This is a genomic window from Ruegeria sp. CG4 (assembly GCF_056537185.1).
Genome location: NZ_JBQFRB010000008.1, coordinates 217,232 through 236,047, shown reverse-complemented (window position 1 = coordinate 236,047; position 18,816 = coordinate 217,232). Strand labels below are relative to the sequence as shown.

Genomic DNA, 18,816 nt, shown 5'->3' with positions numbered 1-18,816 from the left:
AGGCCGTCTCCCCGACCCGTCAGCACCGCCTCAGCAGCGCCGGTGAAGGGGGTTCTAAGCATAACACTTATCAGCCGCAAGCGAAAAAACAGAAGAAACCGAAAAAAGTTTGAGCAACAAATTTTCTCATTTAAAAACATATTATTAAGTCGATGCTACGCTCGAAAAACTACCGACGGCGGCATCGAAATGCACTAACCTCAGACAGCGAAGCATTTATCCACAAGCTTGCCCACAGACTCGGCTTGAATCAGGCAGAGTCTGCCGTCCTGAACCGCATCAAGGTTTCGGTCATCGGAAGGCGCAAAGCCAGAAGACAAACGATCAGGCCCAGATAAACCAGCGGCTCGATCTGAAATCCCTTTGCCAACATCACGTAGTGTAGCCCACCCAGGATTGCCGCCGGATAGGCCAGACGGTGCAGCTTGCGCCAAACCGGACCCAAATGCCGGACTGACCAGTTATTCGAGGTTAGCGCGAGCGGCAGCAATAACAAGAAGCCAGCCATCCCGACAGTAATATAGGGGCGCTTGAGTATATCCGCCCAGATTTGACCCGGCACCTGTACGTCCAGAACAAGCCAGACCAGCAAGTGAAAACTGACATATCCGAATGTCAGAACACCGACTGCCCTGCGGAACCTCATCAAGTTCAGGCCCAGATGCTTTCGCAGCGGTGTGATCGCCAGTCCGAAAATCAACAACTGAAGAGCCATTTCGCCATATTCGTGCTCCAGGGCTTCAATAGGCTCCACGCCATGACCTCCGGTCAATCCCTGATAAAACAACCAGGGTGCCGGCAGGAAACCGACCAGATAGACCAGCCAGACCGGTATTCGTCGCAGGTGTTGATTCAAAAACTGCATGGTCTCAGTAGTTTTTCGCCAGATCCATGCCTTCGTAAAGACCGACAACCTCTGTTTCATAACCATTGAACATCAGCGTGGGCTCGCGTTTTGCAAAAAGCCCGCCTCCGATGCGGCGCTCAGCGGCCTGCGACCAGCGCGGGTGATCCACATTCGGATTAACGTTACTATAGAATCCATACTCACGCGGGTTCGACATGTTCCAGCTGGTTGGTGGCTGCGTGTCTGTAAGCGTTATCCGGACAATCGACTTGATGGATTTGAAGCCGTATTTCCACGGAACCACCAGACGCAGGGGTGCGCCATTCTGGTTCGGGATCGGCTTGCCATAGATGCCGGTCGCCATGATCGTCAACGGATGCATGGCTTCATCCAGACGCAACCCTTCGCGATAGGGCCACTCCAGGATCGGGTATTGCACCCCCGGCATTTCGTCGGGGCGATAGGCGGTTTCGAATGCCACGTATTTGGCGCCCTCGTGAACCCCTGCCATGGCCAGCAGATCAGCCAGCTCGAACCCGTTCCAGGGGATAACCATTGACCACGCCTCGACGCAACGGAAACGGTAGATACGCTCCTCTACCGTCATTTCTGACATGATCTCCTTGAAGTCGTATTCGCCGGGGCGATCAACCAGACCATCTATCTTCACGCTCCATGGTTCGGTTTTCAGCGAAGCGGCATACTTTGCCGGGTCATCCTTGCCCGTGCCGAACTCATAGTAGTTGTTGTATGAGGTGATCTCTTCCCACGTGTTGGGCTCAAGCGTGTTCTGTGCAGCCGCAGGCTTTGTCATCGCTGTCAATCCGACACCGGCCAGACCGGCCATGACCTGCCGCCGGTTCAGAAACGCCGACTTCGGGGTGACGTCTGCATGTGTCAGTGTGTTTCTCCAGCGATACGCCATTTGGGTCTCCATAATCCGTATTTCCCGGGCTCGGGATCGCCCGCTCATACCACATTGTCACCGCTATATACGCTCCAATCTGATGACATTCTCGCAAGCTGACGCAGCTGTTACCCGTGTTACAGGGTGGATGGGCGGCCAAGATCCACAACGCTTTCATCTGGTCGCAATTTGATCGGCCCGTTGAAAAGCCTTCTCTTTACAAAGCAAATGCCGAGCGCGCAGTCTGTATCATGCTGTCAGATGCGAAATTGTCGCCTATGGAAATGACAGCCTGAAAGGGAGAGGACTAATGTGTGACATCTGCGTAGTTAACGCGGTCAAGGACCGCATGCTGTCAAGACGGGGATTCTTCAAGGCAGCGGCAGCCTCTGGCGCGGCGATTGCCGCAACGGGCGCGACCGCGCCTGCCGCTCTGGCCCTAGGGCATGGCAAGGTCGAAGATATGACCCATACACTAAGTGCTGATTTCCCAACCTGGGGAGGTGACCCCGGTTTTGCCGGTGATCAGGTTTTCAATTTTGGGGAACACGGGTTTAACCTTTTCAATCTTACAATCAACGAGCATACCGGCACGCATATCGACGCCCCACTGCATTTTTCCGCGGATGGCCTGTCTGTTGATGAAATACCGGTGACGGATCTTGTTGCCCCGCTCTGCGTGGTCGACATCGCAGCACGGGCCGCCGAAGATGCCGACACGCTGCTTACCCCGGACGATCTGAAAGCGTGGATTGCAGCCAACGGCGACATTCCAGACGGAGCCTGCGTGGCAATGCATTCAGGTTGGGCAGGCAAGACAGCCACCGATGAGTTCCGCAATTTTGACGGCGAGGCCCAGCACTACCCAGGCTTTCACGTTGAAGCCGCGCAGATGCTGATGGAGGAGACCGGCGCACGCTCGATTGCGGTAGACACTTTGTCGTTGGACCACGGGATGTCGGCGGACTTTGCAACTCATTACGCCTGGCTTCCTTCCGGACGTTTCGGAATTGAATGCCTTGCCGGGCTTGATCTGGTACCTGCTTCGGGTGCGACCCTCGTCATAGGCGCGCCAAAACATGCAGGCGGGACAGGAGGGCCCGCAAGAATTTTTGCACTGATCTGACGACACCGGGACGATCAATAAAGGGCTCGCCGCGATGGTGAGCCCTTGCTGCTTGGGCAATTACTTCAGCGAGACCTAAGCAGCCAATCGATTGAAGCCGCCTGAACCAAACATGTTTTGTCTTGACCTAAACCTACCTTGAGCAATCAGGGTGCATTCGAAGACCGGATAGCTATAGAAGGATTCGCATGTGCATGTCCTGACAATTCTTGATCATCCAGACCCCAACTCATTCACCGTCGCTGCGGCGCGGAGTTTTATGGAAGGTGCGACAGCGGCCGGTCACACCACCGAGCTTGGCGACCTGCATGCAGAAGGTTTTGATCCGCGCTGGTCCATGGCCGATGTAGAAGGAAATCTGGCCTCCGACGCGCCGTCAGACGTTGTTGCCGAGCAGTCGCGAATTGCGCGCGCCGACACAATCTGTCTGGCTTTTCCCCTGTTTTGGTGGGGAATGCCGTCCATGATGAAAGGCTGGGTTGATCGCGTATGGACCTGGGGGTGGGCGTATGACCAGTTGAATGATCCAGAGAAATCGCTCCAGAGGCCTCGCACCGGAGTACTGTTGGTACCGGCAGGGGCCCGATCCGACGAAATGGAAAGCGCCGGGTATGTTCAGGCACTGGAAACAAGCTGGATGCAGGGTACCTTTGGGTATTTTGGGTTTTCACCACGCAAGCTTGTTATTCTTCACGGATCGACCGGGTCGGAATCCCGGCGAAAAGTTCTGCTGGAAAAGTGCTACACTATCGGCCAGACCTTGCCCTTGCCTGAGAACCACTAGGATACATATCGGCTCGTGGTATGGCTTGTTTGAACTCAATTGCGACGGCCGGAGCAATTTGATCGCCGCCCAAACCCGATCAGAGTTTCAGACAAGATTGTTTGAATAGCCTGATAAACACTTACTTAAACGTCAGTGCCTATTCTCTTTTAACTTCTTCACCATCAAGCTGGCAGAACTGGTTGCGGCTTCCAGAGACGAATGGGAATGTTCATCTCGGTAGAGTACGATCCCATCCTCACCAAAGTAGTTACAAACCGGCCCTGGGCAATAAAAGTCGAACAGGTCCACAAAGATCGCAGTTTCGTTTTCCTCAAGCGTTGACAGTTCGGTGCGGACCCCGCCAACCCGTTTGAGAGTTTGCTCGCGCGTCAGGTAGTGGCATGGACCGCCATTGGGCGCAAACCACTGGGCAACTGCCACCTCGGGTGTGCACCGAGCCTCGCGGACAAGAGGCAAAGGACCAACAATTGCGAGCGAGATATCTTGTTCATTCAATTCACGGGCAAACCGCTGAATACCTTCCAAGTAACGCTGCAGAACCACGTCATCCTTCCCGCCTGAGCCGTACGAAAGCCCGCCAAGATCGCTAAGCATCAGAACCACATCCCCGGCACGAAGTTCACGCACCAATTCAGGCACTGCGTCTTCCCAATAGTGTTGATTGGCTTCTTTCCATGGTCCATTGTAACCAAGCTCAGGCACTGGCTGTGCGCCCCAACTGGAGGTTAACAGAACCGCCCAGTCTTCGGTTTCCGAAATCTCTCGAAATGCACCGCCAAAGGCGACTGAGAACGAGTTTCCGACTACCAGTATGCGCTTTTCAGCCGTTTCCCAAGAACCGAAGACGCAGCCTTCAATTGGAATGGACCTCCCGACCTCGGTTGCGTCTCTGATAATACAAGGCCTTCCCTGCCAGACAGAACCATCATTTGCCTTCAACGGCGCCTCGAGGGTCGCCGGACCTCGTTGAGCAAGCGCCGGAGACACGCCGGAGTACAGGTTCCGGCTCACATCTTCTGACAAGACCCAAATGGCAATCAACGTTGTGACCAGCGCGGAGGACCCAACCAGGTAACCCGGCATTCTGGCTGCGGTCCACTTGGAATGGCGCAGAGGATTCTCGACAAACCGGTAGGACAGCGTAGCGGCCCCAAACATCACGAGAACAAAAAACGGTGCAGTGATCGCGGTAAGCCCGATCGTCCATTTGGCCAGAACGGCAACTGGCCAATGCCACAGGTACAGCGAGTATGAGATCTTACCGACCCAGCGAAGCGGCGTATTCGAAAGCGCCTTCGAGAAGGTTCCGGTCCGGACGGGGAACAGCAACAAGGTCGCCGACAAGACAACGGCAATGACCGTTGCAAAGTTGCGATTCAAGTCGACCTGTAAGGCAAACAAGATCAGCAACAGCCCCAGACAAACCGGAACGATCAGAGAGTTAAAACGCTGCGGTCGCCAATGTCTGATCAGCACGGCAATGGCCACACCCAGTCCCAGTTCCCAGGCCCGGAAGTAGATCATGTAAAAGGTGCCCACCGGATCCGTCTTTGCATACATCATGTACGCACCAAGCGACGCCAAGCAAAACACCGCCAATACCGTGATTGATATCAGGTTCACCCTGCGCGGCAAAGCTGCTGACAGCGACAACCACGCAGCAAGTGGAAAGAGTATGTAGAATTGTTCTTCAACACCAAGGGACCAGGTGTGTGTGAACAGGTTGAGATCCAGCAACCTGCCGAAATAGTCAAATTGCTGATTATAAAAGAAAAAATTTGAAAGCCCGACAGACGCCCAAAATGCGGTTTTTGTGTTGTCCTCCATGTCCTGAATAAAGAACGAACCCACTAGTGAGGACAGCAGAAGACACACAAACAAAGCCGGCGCCAGCCGCTTGAAGCGGCGCGCAAAGAAATGAGAAGCATTGGGCCAGAACTTCGTCCAATCCCAATCGATGACGGATCGGGCGATGACAAATCCGGAAATCACGAAAAAGACATCGACACCCAGGAATCCGTAAGGAAGAAGATCGAGGCCGAGATGATCAATCAATACAGCCAGAACAGCAACGCCGCGAAGACCTTCAATATCTCCGCGAAACTTGGATGGCTCCCCGCCGGGGCCATGGATTTCTGTCTGTTGCATGCTGGTTATCCGAGATTGCCCTGCGTGATTGCCGTGAGTGAGCGATATGCGGTTTACCAGACTTTTAGTCAAAAAGACAAATAACCGCCAATATGGCGGTTATTTATCAGTTCAAATGTCAGATCAGTGCACCACGGCATCATCCGGGCGGGGCCGTTCCGACGTTCCCAGCCGGTCACCGATGATCAGGCCATCGGCCCCTGCCGTCACCGGAACAGTCTCGCCATCCTTGATCTCACCAGCCAGCAGGGCTTCGGCGAGCGGGTTCTGCAGTGCACGTTGGATCACGCGCTTGAGCGGGCGCGCACCGAAGACCGGATCGTAGCCTTCGTTCGCCAGCCATTCCTTCGCACCATCGTCCAAAGCCAGCTCGATCTTGCGGGCAGCCAGACGTTTTTGCAGGCGCGCCATCTGGATATCGACGATGCCATCCATATCGGCCCGCTTGAGGCGGTCGAAGATGATGGTCTCATCCAGACGGTTCAGGAACTCGGGTCGGAAATGCGCCCGGACTGCATCCATCACGTCACGCCGCGCCTGCGCGCTGTCCGCGCCCTCGGGCAACTGGCTCAGGGCCTGCGACCCAAGGTTCGACGTCAGGATAATCAGCGTCTGCTTGAAGTCTACCGTGCGGCCCTGACCATCGGTCAGGACGCCATCGTCCAGAACCTGCAACAACACGTTGAAGACATCCGGGTGCGCTTTTTCGACTTCATCGAACAGCACGACCTGATAAGGCCTGCGCCGCACGGCTTCGGTCAGCACACCACCTTCGTCATAACCGACATAGCCCGGAGGGGCACCGATCAGACGGGCGACCGCGTGTTTCTCCATGAACTCGGACATGTCGATGCGCACCATCGCGTTGTCATCGTCGAACAGGAAGTTCGCCACGGCCTTGGTCAGTTCGGTCTTACCCACACCGGTCGGGCCGAGGAACAGGAACGAGCCCAGTGGGCGGCCTTCGTCATTCAGACCGGCACGGGCCCGGCGAACGGCGTTGGCCACGGCAGTGACCGCCGCATCCTGACCGATCACGCGGGAATGCAGATCATCTTCCATCCGCAGCAGCTTCTCACGCTCGCCCTCCAGCATTTTCGAGGTCGGGATACCGGTCCAGCGCTCGACCACCGAAGCGATCTGTTCTGGGCGCACCGTTTCCTCGGCCATCATCTCGCTGCTTTCGGCGTTCTCGGCCTCGGTCAACTTCTTTTCAAGCTCGGGGATGACGCCGTAAGACAGCTCACCCGCTTTGGCGAGGTTGCCTTCGCGCTTGGCGATCTCCAAGTCAGCCCGCGCTTTGTCGAGTTGTTCTTTCAGATCCCGCGCGCCTGCCAGCTTGTCGCGTTCTGCCTGCCACTGGGCGGTCATCTCAGCGGATTTCTCCTGCAGGTCGGCCAGGTCCTTTTGCAAGGTTTCCAGACGATCCTTGGAGGCCGCATCATCCTCAAGCTTCAGCGCCTCTTCCTCGATCTGCATCTGCAGAATCTGGCGATCCAGCTGATCGAGCTCCTCGGGCTTGGAATCCACCTCCATCCGCAGACGCGACGCCGCCTCATCGACAAGATCGATGGCCTTATCGGGCAGGAAGCGGTCGGTGATATAGCGATGCGACAAAGTCGCCGCCGAGACCAGCGCCGAGTCCGAGATGCGCACGCCATGGTGCAGCTCGTATTTCTCCTTGATGCCGCGCAGAATGCTGATCGTGTCCTCGACCGACGGCTCCTGCACCATCACAGGCTGAAACCGGCGCGCAAGGGCCGCGTCTTTTTCGACGTACTTGCGGTATTCGTCCAGCGTGGTCGCACCGATACAATGCAACTCACCCCGGGCAAGCGCGGGCTTGATCAGGTTGGCGGCATCCATCGCGCCTTCGGATTTACCCGCACCGACCAGCGTGTGCATCTCATCGATGAACAGGATGATCTCACCAGCGGCCTCGGTCACCTCGGTCAAAACGGCCTTGAGGCGTTCTTCGAACTCGCCCCGATACTTCGCACCGGCGATCAGCGCACCCATATCGAGCGCCAGCAGCTTCTTGTCCTTCAGCGATTCCGGCACGTCACCGTTGATGATGCGCAAGGCCATACCCTCGGCTATCGCGGTCTTACCGACACCAGGCTCCCCGATCAGAACCGGGTTGTTCTTGGTGCGGCGCGACAGAACCTGCATCGAGCGGCGGATTTCCTCATCCCGCCCGATGATCGGGTCGATCTTGCCTTCGGCAGCGGCCTCGGTCAGGTCGCGCGCGTATTTCTTGAGCGCGTCATAGCCCTCTTCCGCCGACGCGGTGTCAGCGGTACGACCCTTACGGATATCGTTTATCGCTTCGTTAAGCTTCTGGGCGGATACGGCCCCGGCTTCCAATGCCTCTTTGGCCTTGGATTTCACCATGCACAGCGCCATCAACACGCGTTCGACCGGCACAAAACTGTCGCCTGCTTTGGTGGCGAGCTTCTCGGCCTCGGCCAACACCTTGGCTGTCTGGCCGTCCATGTAAATCTGGCTCGCGTCGCCGCTGACTTTTGGAATCTTGCCCATTGCGGTGTCCAGCGCCTCGACCACACGGCCTGGCGCGCCGCCCGCGCGCGTGATCAGATTGCTTGCCAGCCCCTGATCATCATCCATCAATGCTTTGAGTATATGTGTGGGCTCCAACCTCTGATGCCCTTCGCGCAGCGCAATGGTCTGCGCGGCCTGCACGAATCCCCGTGCCCGCTCGGTGAACTTATTCAAGTCCATATTATTCTCCTTTTCTCAAGCGCCCTGAATGTGATGCGCCCGCTTGGCGGCACGCTTCGGTCTGGGCCTCACATTCAATTTGGGAAATGTCTTCACGGCTTCAAGGGGCCAGGTTTCAATATTCGGCCTTATCCCCGCGGTATTGAGTAAACCGTGTAGCCGCCGGTCTCAGCCATTTGCCTGGCTTCGTACATGTCCAAAAGCGATTGCGCCGCATCGCTGCCCGTCGGGCACGACACCAGATCGGCGGTATGATCCAGAAATTCGACGGTAAATTCGGTCTCGCCTGTGAGCTGGCACCAGTCATCCTCTGATCGATATCCACGCACCAGCAGCAGATCATCATTGGTCGGGGCCGGGGCAGCGCCTGTGTCAGGTGTATTGACGCGCGGCGCCTCATCACACGCGAAAAGCGCCAGGGCCGCCCCAAGCAAAATCAGTTTCTTCATATCGCGGTTCCCTATTCATTATCACGAATTGGCAGGATCATAGCACAGAGTTGAATCCGCTAAGTGATCTGCATCACCCGGTTATCATGCATGGACAGAGCGTACCGAACCCGTTAGGACGCAGACGTTTGCCAAATAGGAGCCTGCCCATGTCCGATGACCGCCTGATCGTTGCCCTTGATGTACCGAATGCCCTGCAAGGGTTGGCCATGGCCGAGCGGCTGGGCGACAGCGTTTCGTTCTACAAGATCGGGTTGGGAATGCTGACCGGTGGCGGATTGGCCCTGGCCAATGAGCTGAAGCAGGACCACGGCAAACGCATCTTTCTGGACATGAAGCTGTTCGACATCGGCAACACGGTGGAAAACGCAGTACGCGGGTTGGCGCAATTCGATCTGGATTTCCTGACCGTGCATGGCGATCCGCACGTGGTTCGTGCGGCCAAAGAAGGGGCGGCAGGCAAAGACCTCAGGATTTTGGCGGTAACGATCCTGACTTCGCTCAACCGCGACGATCTGGATGCCAGCTTGCTGAAAGACGGAACAGTGCAGGAACTGGTCGTTGAACGTGCCGCGCGCGCGCTGGAAGCCGGGGCCGACGGGGTCATTGCAAGTCCGCAGGAAGCAGCCCTGATCCGCGCCCTGCCCCAGGCCGAAGGTCGGCTGATAGTCACACCTGGTGTCCGCCCTGCAGGGGCCGCTTTGGGCGACCAGAAACGCGTGGCCACACCTGCCAGCGCCATCGGCGACGGGGCCGATCATATCGTGGTTGGCCGTCCGATTTATCAAGCTGACGACCCAAAAGCAGCAGCCGAGGCCGTTTTGGCAGAGCTAAATTCTTTGACCAGAACCTAACCTGGCATGGATGATTGACGTAGTCGATACAGCCAAATCGGCTCGCAACGCCTTGACCTTAGGTCAATTTTGGTGACAGCCGCGCCAAATCGTCCCTGTGCCTGAAAACACACATGAAAAACACAAGTTCACAACGCAGGCTCTCAACCCTGTCGTAATTGTAAGTTTTGCGCGATTCTGTAGGGGTATACTCCCCAACGGGCCATTTCTTCCTGAGGTCCGTTACCTCCCCCCGCGCAAATGCGGGGGGTCTTCTTTGGCAAAATCCAGGTCTCCCATCACTGCGCGACGCCCGACAAGAGGTCCCGCAATCAGCGGCGTTTACCGGATGCGCAACCACTTCAAAAATCTCGCCCATGGCGCAATCCGCAAGCACATCATGGCCTTCGCGCCGACGCGGCGAAGATCTCAGGAACCGGTTTAAGGAATACTCCGTAAGTCGTTTCGGTGAATCACCACCGATTCTGGTTCAGAAAACAGCACCGCCTTTTGCCGTGTCGAAATCCATGCGCCGCTTTTGCTTTGTTCTGAACCACGTTAGAATTTAGCAGATTGCTCGGGTGAACCAAGCCCGCGCCGGGCCGGGAAGTGACTGAAAATGCCTGCTCTCTGTCAGGATTGCCTTACACAAGTGGAAGCTGGAAGCAGGTGCCCGTCCTGCGGCAGCCCGCGCGTCAAAGCGCATCCGGAGCTTTTTGAGCTGAACATCGCGCACATGGACTGCGATGCCTTCTATGCCTCGGTCGAAAAAAGGGACAACCCCGAACTCGCAGATAAGCCGGTTATCATTGGCGGCGGCAAACGCGGGGTCGTGTCGACCGCCTGCTATGTGGCGCGCATTCGGGGCGTGCGATCGGCCATGCCGATGTTCAAGGCATTGCAGCTGTGCCCCGACGCTGTGGTCATCAAACCGCGCATGTCGGTTTATGCGGACGTGTCACGTCAGATCCGGTCGATGATGGATGAACTGACCCCGGTTGTGGAGCCATTGTCGCTGGATGAAGCCTTTATGGACCTGTCGGGAACCTATCGCCTGCACGGCGCCCCACCAGCAGTGATGCTGGCGCGGTTGGTCAAGCGCATGAAAGATGAGCTGGGCCTGACCGGGTCAATCGGACTGAGTCACAACAAGTTTCTGGCCAAGGTTGCATCCGACCTTGATAAACCGCGCGGATTTTCAGTGATCGGCAAGGCCGAGACTGCAGAATTCCTGCACAACAAGCCTGTACGGCTGATCTGGGGCATTGGCCCTGCGGCCCAGGACTCTCTGGATCGGGCTGGCATTCGCAGCTTTGCCGATTTGTTGCGTTGGGATCAGGAGGCTTTGACCGCACGGTTCGGGTCGATGGGTTATCGTTTGTGGCACCTGGCGCGCGGGCAGGACAAGCGCCGCGTTTCCGGCAATGAGCCGATGAAATCAATCAGCAATGAAACGACTTTCTTCGAGGATACGGCCAGTATCGACATTCTGGACGGGCATTTGTGGCGTATGTCCGAGAAAGTGGCCGACAGGGCCAAGGCCAAGGGGTTGGCGGGACGGGTCGTTACACTGAAACTCAAGAAGGCCAATCACAAGATCATAACAAGGCGCGTTTCCCTGCGGGACGCGACTCAGATCGCCGACCGCATCTATCGAACGGCACGCGGGCTTTTTGATCAGGTCGGAGATCAGGGACCATACCGCCTGCTTGGCTGCGGATTGTCGGATCTGTGCCCCGAACACCAGGCCGACATTTCGGGCGACCTGCTGGACCCCGGTGCGGCAAAGCGGTCACAGGCAGAGCGGGCCACAGATGAAATCCGACGACGTTTCGGATCTGAGGCGATCGTGAAAGGGCGCGCGTTGCGCTAGGGCTATTCGGCAGCCAGACGGGCCGGCTCGGCGCCGAAGCAGGCAATCTCTGAGATCACATCGCGCAGTATGGTGCGGAATTCATCGAAATTTTCGCTGGGTTCAATGGTGTCTTCGTTCATATACAGCGACCGGTCGATTTCAATTTGAACCGCATGCTGATGGCGTACTGGGCGACCATAGGTCTGGGTCACGTAAGCACCGGCAAACGGGGCATTGCGCGCTACATTCAACCCAGCCGATGCAAAGGCTGCTTCGATTCGATCGACGACCTCACCAGTCGCCGATGCCCCGAACCGATCGCCAAGAACAATTTCCGGCCGCTTGGACTGTGCATTGCTGGCCATGGCGACGGCTTCATGTGGCATCGAATGGCAATCGATCAAAATAGCCTGCCCAAATGCCTCGTGCGATTCTGACAAAAGGGACTTCAGGCGTGCGTGATACGGGCGCCAGCATGTGTCGATCCGCAGGCGTGCTTCGTCCATCGTCAGTTTCCCGCGGTAGATGGCCCGACCGTTGGCAACCACGCGCGGAATCACACCCAACCCGGACGCAACACGCGGGTTGTGACCATGTCTGCGCGCGCCTTCGATCAGGGCCGGATCCAGTTCATCGGCACTGCGATTCAGATCCAGGTATGCGCGCGGCATTGCAGCCGATATCAGCGGCGCACCAAATTCGGATGCCGGGGCAAACAGCTGATCGACAAAAGCATCCTCCGAGGATCGAATCACGCTTGGGCTTAACACTGTCTTCTTGAGCAGGGACTCAGGGTAGACGCGCCCGCTGTGTGGAGAGGAAAACACCACGCATGACGTACGCTTGACGGGCAATTCCAGTATATAGGCTGCGTTCGACATGGTGACTCCTTGTTCGCACTCAACATAGACCGGAAAATAGTTCTTCCAAACCCCTTGAACCCCTTTGCGACTCCTTTTATAGACCCCGCTACCGGCGCGGGGTTCCGCGCCCCATTTCGTTATGGGGCACATCTCGCAAAGGTAAGTGGGCGGTTAGCTCAGCGGTAGAGCACTTCGTTGACATCGAAGGGGTCACAAGTTCGATCCTTGTACCGCCCACCATCGTTTTCACTGCTTCGGGTCTGACCCGGGGCACCCGCTAACCCAGGCGCTGGCCACGTCTCTGATGAAGGCGCCGCAGATTGGAGACAGACCATGAAGGTCAAGAACTCGCTCCGCTCGCTCAAGAACCGGCACCGTGACTGCCGTGTTGTGCGTCGCAAAGGCCGCGTCTACGTGATCAACAAGACGCAGCGCAAGTTCAAAGCTCGTCAGGGCTAAGAACTGCATTGAACCGCTAAAAGAAGCCGCGCCGTTGAGCGCGGTTTTTTTGTTGTCTGCATTAGTCCGCGCAACATGGTACGCTTGCCTCATTTGATCGGAGCGCGAATTCCATGAGAGGACAAGGCGTCGACATACTGGTCGGAACGACCAAAGGCACATTCATCATCACCAGCGACCATGACAGGTCGAATTGGAAAGTTTCAGGCCCGCATTGCGATGGCTGGCCGATAAACCATGTGATCGGCGACGCAGAAACGGGCCTGCTTTGGGCCGGTGGCGGCAGCGATTGGCACGGCGCGGGCATCTGGCGGTCTGAAGACGGTGGTGAAACTTGGGAATTGACAAGGCTCACCACTGGTCAGAGGGACGAATGGGCCAGCAATGACCCTGATTTCGCCAAGATGGTCGGCTGGACCGGTGAACCTATGCCTTTCACCGACGCATTTTCACAAATCTGGTCGCTGAGCTACGGGCACGGCACGTTGTATGCAGGCGCAAAACCAGCGCGTTTGCTGACCAGCCATGACAACGGGCGGACGTGGGAGAGTGTCGAAGGCCTTACCAACCATCCTTCAGCGCCGGACTGGAATCCAGGGGGCGCCGGTTTGGTATTGCACACAATCCTGACGGACCCGGGTGAAAGCCAAAAACTCTGGGTCGGCATCTCAGCGGCGGGGGTCTTTGCGTCAGAAGACGGGGGCAGGAATTGGGAACGGCGCAACCGCCTGTCCAACGCGGAAAGCTGTGATCACCACAATCATCCCGCGGCCCCAAGAGATGGTGAGACAGGCCATTGCGTGCACAACATGGTGAGGGCCCCGAAGACCACGGACTTGTTGTACCAACAGAATCACCACGGGGTCTGGCGCTCGGCCGACGGGGGGCGCAGTTGGGAGGATATTACCGAGGGCCTTCCATCGACTTTCGGGTTTCCAATTCATGTTCATCCGCGAGATCCCGGCACGATCTGGACTTTACCCCTGAACGGCGACAGCATCGGCCGCTATCCACCCCACGCAGCAGCAGCGGTTTGGAAATCCACTGACGGCGGCGCGACATGGCAAGATCAACGGCACGGGCTGCCGCAGGAAAGCTGCTATTTTTCGGTACTGCGTCAGGCTATGGCCGGAGACAGCCGAGACCCCGCAGGGGTTTATTTTGGGACAAACAGCGGGTCTGTTTTTGCGACCGGTGATGAAGGGGACACCTGGAACGAAGTGGCCCGACATTTGCCCACCATTCTCTCTGTTGAGGTTCTGGACCACGAATAGATCATTCGTGGCGATGAGACACTGATCCAATCACGGCCAGCGGCTCGATTGGTCATGAAGAGTGTGAAGACACAAGCTGCGCCATTTTGACCGAGTAAATTTGTCAGATTTCCTTGCATCCTCCTGAGAATCGTATAATTGACCAATTCAGTCGGATAACGATCCGCTACAACTTCAATCGTTGGGAAATATGATGCTGAAATCCTCTACATGCGTTGCTGCCGCTCTGACGGCCCTGATTGCAACCTCCGCCACCGCTGACGGCGAGCTGAACCTTTATTCTTCGCGCCACTACGACACGGATGAGCGTCTTTACACCGATTTTGAAGATGCCACCGGGATCACCATCAATCGCATCGAAGGCAAGGCAGACGAACTGATCGCTCGGATGGAAGCCGAAGGCGCAAATTCTCCGGCCGATATCCTGCTGACAGTTGACACATCACGCCTTGCGCGCGCCAAGAACGCAGGCATTCTGCAGACCGTGGACAGCGAAGTTCTGGAAGACCGCATTCCGGCAAATCTTCAGGACGAAGACAATCAATGGTATGGATTTTCGCAGCGCGCCCGCATCATCTTCTTTGACAAGGAAGGCGTCGCCAACCCGCCGGCTACTTACCTGGACCTGGCCAAACCCGAATTCAAAGGTCAAGTCTGCATTCGTTCGTCCAGCAATACCTACAACCAAACCCTGCTGGCCTCGATCATTACCAACCACGGCGCGGAAGAAGCAAAAAAATGGGCCGAAGGTGTCGTTGCCAACATGGCGCGTGACCCACAGGGTGGTGACACAGACCAACTCCGCGGCATCGTTTCGGGTGAATGCGAAATCGCGGTGTCCAATTCCTACTATTTCGCACGTGCCTTACGTAAGGACGTGAAGGGCCTGAGCGACCAGATTGACATGATCGGCGTGCAATTCCCCGCTCAGGAAGCCGAAGGCGCACACATGAACCTTTCCGGCGCGGGCGTTGCGGCACATGCCCCGAACAAAGAAAACGCAATCAAGTTTCTTGAATATCTTGCCAGCGAACAGGCTCAGGAATACTTCTCGTCTGGCAATGACGAATTCCCGGCCGTTGAAGGTGTTGCTCTGGCTGAGCCGGTCGCTGCTCTGGGTGATTTCAAGGCTGACAGTGTCAACCTGTCCGAAGTTGCGAAAAACATTCCGGATGCGCAGAAGATCTTCAATGAGGTCGGCTGGAAATAAGCTGGCTCCATTCGAGCGGGAACGAGGCGCGGTCAGACGCGCCTCTTTTTCTGTTGATTAAGGCTAAAAATCTGCCAGTATTCCCAAATAGGGGAAAAATTCTCGATTCTGAAAAATGCTGGATAGTATCTCGAACCGGCTTGCAAGCCAGCTCAGTGAACTGCGCAGAAGACAAGGCTGGTCCCTGGACCAGCTGGCCAGCCGCAGCGGACTTAGCCGGGCGACCCTGTCCCGCCTTGAAAAAGGCGATGTCAGCCCGACGGCGGAAAGCCTCGGGCGTTTGTGCGCAGCCTACCGGTTGCCCATGTCCCGGCTTTTAATGATGGTCGAAGACAGTTTCGACCCCAAAATTCCGTTCGAACGACAGGCAGAATGGCGCGATCCGGAAACCGGTTTCACGCGGCGCTCGGTTTCACCGCCCGCACCCGGGCTTAGCGGTGAAGTTCTGGAATGTCACTTGCCGCGGAACACCGTGATTTCCTATGACGCACCCCCCAATCCGGGGCAAGAACACCATTTAGTCGTATTGGACGGCGGCCTTTCCCTGACGCTGGATGAAACAACACATGAACTGGCCGGAGGAGATTGTCTGCGGTATCACCTGTCTGGCCCGACCCGGTTTGAAACAGGCGCACTGAAAGGCGCGCGTTATATTCTGGTGTTGTTGTGATACAGCGGCTTGACGAAAACAGCTTTGAAGCCGCCCTGCCCGATCTCAGCGAGATACTCCACGCCTGCGTTCATGCAGGGGCCAGTATTGGCTTCATTCTCCCTTTTTCCCACGAGGATGCGCGGGCGTATTGGCTGGACAGGATACTGCCGGACTTACAGGCCGGTCTTTTGGATCTGTTTGTGTTTCTGGACCGGGGCCGCGTTTTGGGAACGGTCCAGCTTGTCCCCGCAGCAATGCCAAACCAACCGCATCGCGCGGATGTTGCCAAGTTACTAGTTCACCCTGATGCAAGAAGGCGCGGTCTTGGGCGAAAACTGATGGCAGCGCTTGAGGGGCGTGCGATCGAACGCGGCAGATCCGTATTGGTTCTGGATACGCGCAGCACAGACCCTTCCAGAATCTTGTACCAGAGTATTGGATTCCGGAGTGCCGGGGAAATCCCAAATTACTGCCGCAACCCCTTTGAAGACCGCTTGGAACCCACAACGTTCATGTTCAAATTGCTGGAGTAAGAACGGCGCATGAGGGCCGTCGAACCCACAGTTCAATGTTTTGCTAATCATCAGTGAGTTCAGAAGATCGTGTGGTGCGGGTGGAGGGCATTGAAACCCTATATGTGGATGTCTCAAAAAGTCTCAGATAGATATTAACTATATGAAAAGGTTCAACTTAATTACCTCATCCAGCCTCAATTGATCTCGACTAACGGCAACACATACCATACCCAGGGGTGGACCAATAGGTGGACTGGTAGAGAGATATATGGCGAAAAACAAATTGAGCGCGCGCGGCGTTCTTGCATTAGAGAGCGGGAAGCACTGCGATGGCGCTGGTCTCTGGCTTGTGAAGGCAGACTCCAAAAGCGGTAAATGGGTTCTTAGACTGACGGTTTTCGGTAAGCGACGGGAAATGGGCCTCGGACGGTGGCCGGATGTTGGCTTGGCGGAAGCCCGGGAAACAGCTGACGCAGCACGACGCGAATTGCGAGAAGGCCGAGACCCGATTAGAGAGCGGCAAAAGCGGCGTGTAGAAGCCCAGCGCAATTTGCATCTGTTTAGAGACATCGCTCGGGACGCGTTTGAAGCGCGGAAGTCTGAGTTGCGGGGTGGCGGAAAGGCGGGGCGTTGGTTTAGCCCGCTGGAGTTACACGTCATACCCAAACTTGGTCATATGCCGGTTGCTGAAATTACTCAGATCGATCTGCGGGATTGCCTTGCGCCTATCTGGCATGAGAAAGCCGAGACTGCTCGGAAGGCGTTGACACGGACATCTATTTGCCTGGAGCATGCAGCCGCGCTGGGCATTGATGTTGACTTGCAGGCCCCCAGGAAGGCACGTGCATTGCTTGGCAAACCGCGTAAGGCCACCACCAACATTCCGTCGCTTGCCTGGAGTGAAGTGCCTGAGTTCTACAAAAGCTTGGACGAAGGTACAGTCACCCACCTCGCTCTGAAACTTCTAATTTTGACCGGGGTACGGTCACGGCCAATACGGTACTTGAGGGAAGAGCAGATCGACGGTGATGTCTGGACCATTCCGGCAGAGCAGATGAAAGGACGTGAGGGCGCTACTGCTGAGTTCCGTGTACCGCTTTCGAATGAAGCGCTTCATGTTCTTGGAGACGCGCGGCGACATGCTCGCGATGGCTATCTGTTTCCGAGTGTTCGAAAAGGGGTGATCTCGGACGCCACGATGTCGAGATTGATGGAGCGTCGTGGCATGAGCGCCCGTCCGCATGGATTTCGTTCAAGTCTCCGCGTGTGGTTGGCGGAGGCAACCGATGCGCGTCACGAAGTTGCAGAAACCATGCTTGGTCATGTTGTGGGCAGCTCTGTCGAACGCGCCTATCGTCGAACCGACTTTCTCGACCAACGTCGTGTGCTGCTGGAGCGCTGGGCGTCCCACCTCACTGACAATACAGATACAATCATAAAATTGGCCACAGCATGAATCAGGATCGTCGTTATCTTCCCTTGTACAACGGAAACGGCAAATGGATCTCTCGCCCAGATCTCTTTGTTTTGGTTAGAATGGGCGCTCCAGACGACGAAAAAGAGAGCACCATCTGGGAGGCCTACCGACACATGTCAGAGATCTCAGATAACAGTAGCGTTGAATTGAACCCGTTAGACGCAATACTCGAAAGAAAGTTCGTAAGGTCTAACATGTCCGAGCGTAGATACGCTGCAATGGTGGTGCACGAGATCGCGCGACTCTATCTCAACGACGTAGCGCCAACTTTGGGCAAAGCGGTAAAGCTGATTACACAGCCATTGCTGGAGGAACAAAGCGCCAGATTGGAAAGCTCGGTCTCTGAGCAAGTGAGAAAGGCGTTCAGCCGGTTTCGCAATACTTGCCACCTGGAAGCCGCTTATCGATCAGACGGTCCAAGGTTTCAAACCTTTGAAAATGACCCGAAGAAGTTCGACGAGTTCCTTTCGAAAGCCAAAGCCTTAGAGGAACTTTTAGACTGGGTCTCTGCGCAAGGAAGTTTGAAATGGAACCCGTGGCGCGTTCCGGAGCATTTTACTCCCACCTTTAAAGGAAAATTCACGAAACTGAGCGTTCAAGAAAAGGCTCTGATCGGCGTAGCCTAAAAGCCGAATTTGGGGGGGAGAAATTTTTTCTCCCCTCCCAATACCA

At 56.2% G+C, this 18,816-nt stretch carries 17 protein-coding genes and 1 tRNA gene; 12 read left to right on the top strand and 6 right to left on the bottom strand.

The annotated features are described in order from the left end of the window. Positions 1-250: 250 nt before the first annotated feature. A complete protein-coding gene (gene msrQ / locus ACR0J2_RS19235) occupies positions 251-865 on the bottom strand; it encodes a protein-methionine-sulfoxide reductase heme-binding subunit MsrQ (protein WP_480813499.1) in 615 nt (204 codons plus the stop codon). A gap of 4 nt (positions 866-869) precedes the next feature. Further along, on the bottom strand, positions 870-1,772 hold the full coding sequence (gene msrP, locus ACR0J2_RS19230) for a protein-methionine-sulfoxide reductase catalytic subunit MsrP (protein ID WP_480813498.1): 903 nt from the start codon (positions 1,770-1,772) through the stop codon (positions 870-872). 292 nt (positions 1,773-2,064) lie between these two features. Between msrP and ACR0J2_RS19225 the strand changes: the two genes are divergently transcribed. Together ACR0J2_RS19225 and ACR0J2_RS19220 are read left to right on the top strand one after the other, a co-directional pair. Beyond that, positions 2,065-2,880, top strand: a complete 816-nt coding sequence (locus ACR0J2_RS19225) for a cyclase family protein (protein WP_170610985.1) — start codon at positions 2,065-2,067, stop codon at positions 2,878-2,880. Between the two features lie 190 nt (positions 2,881-3,070). Then, positions 3,071-3,664, top strand: a complete 594-nt coding sequence (locus ACR0J2_RS19220) for an NAD(P)H-dependent oxidoreductase (protein WP_480813497.1) — start codon at positions 3,071-3,073, stop codon at positions 3,662-3,664. A gap of 132 nt (positions 3,665-3,796) precedes the next feature. On the opposite strand, the gene ACR0J2_RS19215 is transcribed toward ACR0J2_RS19220, so the two are convergent. The 3 genes from ACR0J2_RS19215 to ACR0J2_RS19205 form a co-directional block, all read right to left on the bottom strand. After that, positions 3,797-5,815: an acyltransferase family protein gene (locus ACR0J2_RS19215; protein WP_480813496.1), complete on the bottom strand. Its 2,019-nt coding sequence runs from the start codon at positions 5,813-5,815 to the stop codon at positions 3,797-3,799. A gap of 123 nt (positions 5,816-5,938) precedes the next feature. Continuing rightward, positions 5,939-8,557 carry an ATP-dependent chaperone ClpB gene (clpB, locus tag ACR0J2_RS19210; protein ID WP_480813495.1) on the bottom strand — a complete coding sequence of 873 codons (2,619 nt, stop codon included), beginning with the start codon at positions 8,555-8,557 and terminating at the stop codon, positions 5,939-5,941. 128 nt (positions 8,558-8,685) lie between these two features. Further along, complete coding sequence (locus tag ACR0J2_RS19205) at positions 8,686-9,006, bottom strand: hypothetical protein (protein ID WP_170681460.1); 321 nt, start codon at positions 9,004-9,006, stop codon at positions 8,686-8,688. 149 nt (positions 9,007-9,155) lie between these two features. On the opposite strand from ACR0J2_RS19205, the gene pyrF reads away from it, so the two are divergent. Both pyrF and ACR0J2_RS19195 read left to right on the top strand, forming a co-directional pair. Next, the gene (pyrF, locus tag ACR0J2_RS19200) at positions 9,156-9,860 is read left to right on the top strand and encodes an orotidine-5'-phosphate decarboxylase (RefSeq protein ID WP_170610999.1); all 705 of its coding nucleotides are present in this window, start codon (positions 9,156-9,158) and stop codon (positions 9,858-9,860) included. A gap of 598 nt (positions 9,861-10,458) precedes the next feature. Next, positions 10,459-11,712, top strand: coding sequence for a DNA polymerase IV (locus tag ACR0J2_RS19195; protein ID WP_480813494.1), 1,254 nt, complete (start codon positions 10,459-10,461; stop codon positions 11,710-11,712). A 2-nt stretch (positions 11,713-11,714) separates the two neighbouring features. On the opposite strand, the gene ACR0J2_RS19190 is transcribed toward ACR0J2_RS19195, so the two are convergent. Continuing rightward, entirely contained in the window at positions 11,715-12,575 is an 861-nt protein-coding gene (locus tag ACR0J2_RS19190; protein WP_480813493.1) for an N-formylglutamate amidohydrolase, read from the bottom strand. 147 nt (positions 12,576-12,722) lie between these two features. On the opposite strand from ACR0J2_RS19190, the gene ACR0J2_RS19185 reads away from it, so the two are divergent. From ACR0J2_RS19185 to ACR0J2_RS19150, 8 genes are all read left to right on the top strand, one after another. Beyond that, positions 12,723-12,797 (top strand) — tRNA-Val (locus tag ACR0J2_RS19185). Between the two features lie 93 nt (positions 12,798-12,890). Next, positions 12,891-13,016, top strand: coding sequence for a type B 50S ribosomal protein L36 (gene ykgO / locus ACR0J2_RS19180; protein WP_005648635.1), 126 nt, complete (start codon positions 12,891-12,893; stop codon positions 13,014-13,016). Positions 13,017-13,129: 113 nt separating this feature from the next. After that, positions 13,130-14,290: a WD40/YVTN/BNR-like repeat-containing protein gene (locus ACR0J2_RS19175; protein ID WP_480813492.1), complete on the top strand. Its 1,161-nt coding sequence runs from the start codon at positions 13,130-13,132 to the stop codon at positions 14,288-14,290. A 193-nt stretch (positions 14,291-14,483) separates the two neighbouring features. Further along, positions 14,484-15,500 (top strand): Fe(3+) ABC transporter substrate-binding protein, encoded by a 1,017-nt coding sequence (locus ACR0J2_RS19170; protein ID WP_480813491.1) that lies wholly within the window; start codon positions 14,484-14,486, stop codon positions 15,498-15,500. Positions 15,501-15,615: 115 nt separating this feature from the next. After that, on the top strand, positions 15,616-16,170 hold the full coding sequence (locus tag ACR0J2_RS19165; RefSeq protein WP_480813490.1) for a helix-turn-helix domain-containing protein: 555 nt from the start codon (positions 15,616-15,618) through the stop codon (positions 16,168-16,170). Continuing rightward, the gene (locus tag ACR0J2_RS19160; protein ID WP_170611015.1) at positions 16,167-16,685 is read left to right on the top strand and encodes a GNAT family N-acetyltransferase; all 519 of its coding nucleotides are present in this window, start codon (positions 16,167-16,169) and stop codon (positions 16,683-16,685) included. The genes ACR0J2_RS19165 and ACR0J2_RS19160 overlap by 4 nt, the downstream gene beginning before the upstream one ends. Positions 16,686-16,935: 250 nt before the next feature. Next, positions 16,936-18,123, top strand: a complete 1,188-nt coding sequence (locus tag ACR0J2_RS19155) for a tyrosine-type recombinase/integrase (RefSeq protein ID WP_480813489.1) — start codon at positions 16,936-16,938, stop codon at positions 18,121-18,123. Next, positions 18,120-18,770, top strand: coding sequence for a hypothetical protein (locus tag ACR0J2_RS19150; protein WP_480813488.1), 651 nt, complete (start codon positions 18,120-18,122; stop codon positions 18,768-18,770). Before ACR0J2_RS19155 ends, ACR0J2_RS19150 begins: the two co-directional genes overlap by 4 nt. Positions 18,771-18,816: the final 46 nt, after the last annotated feature.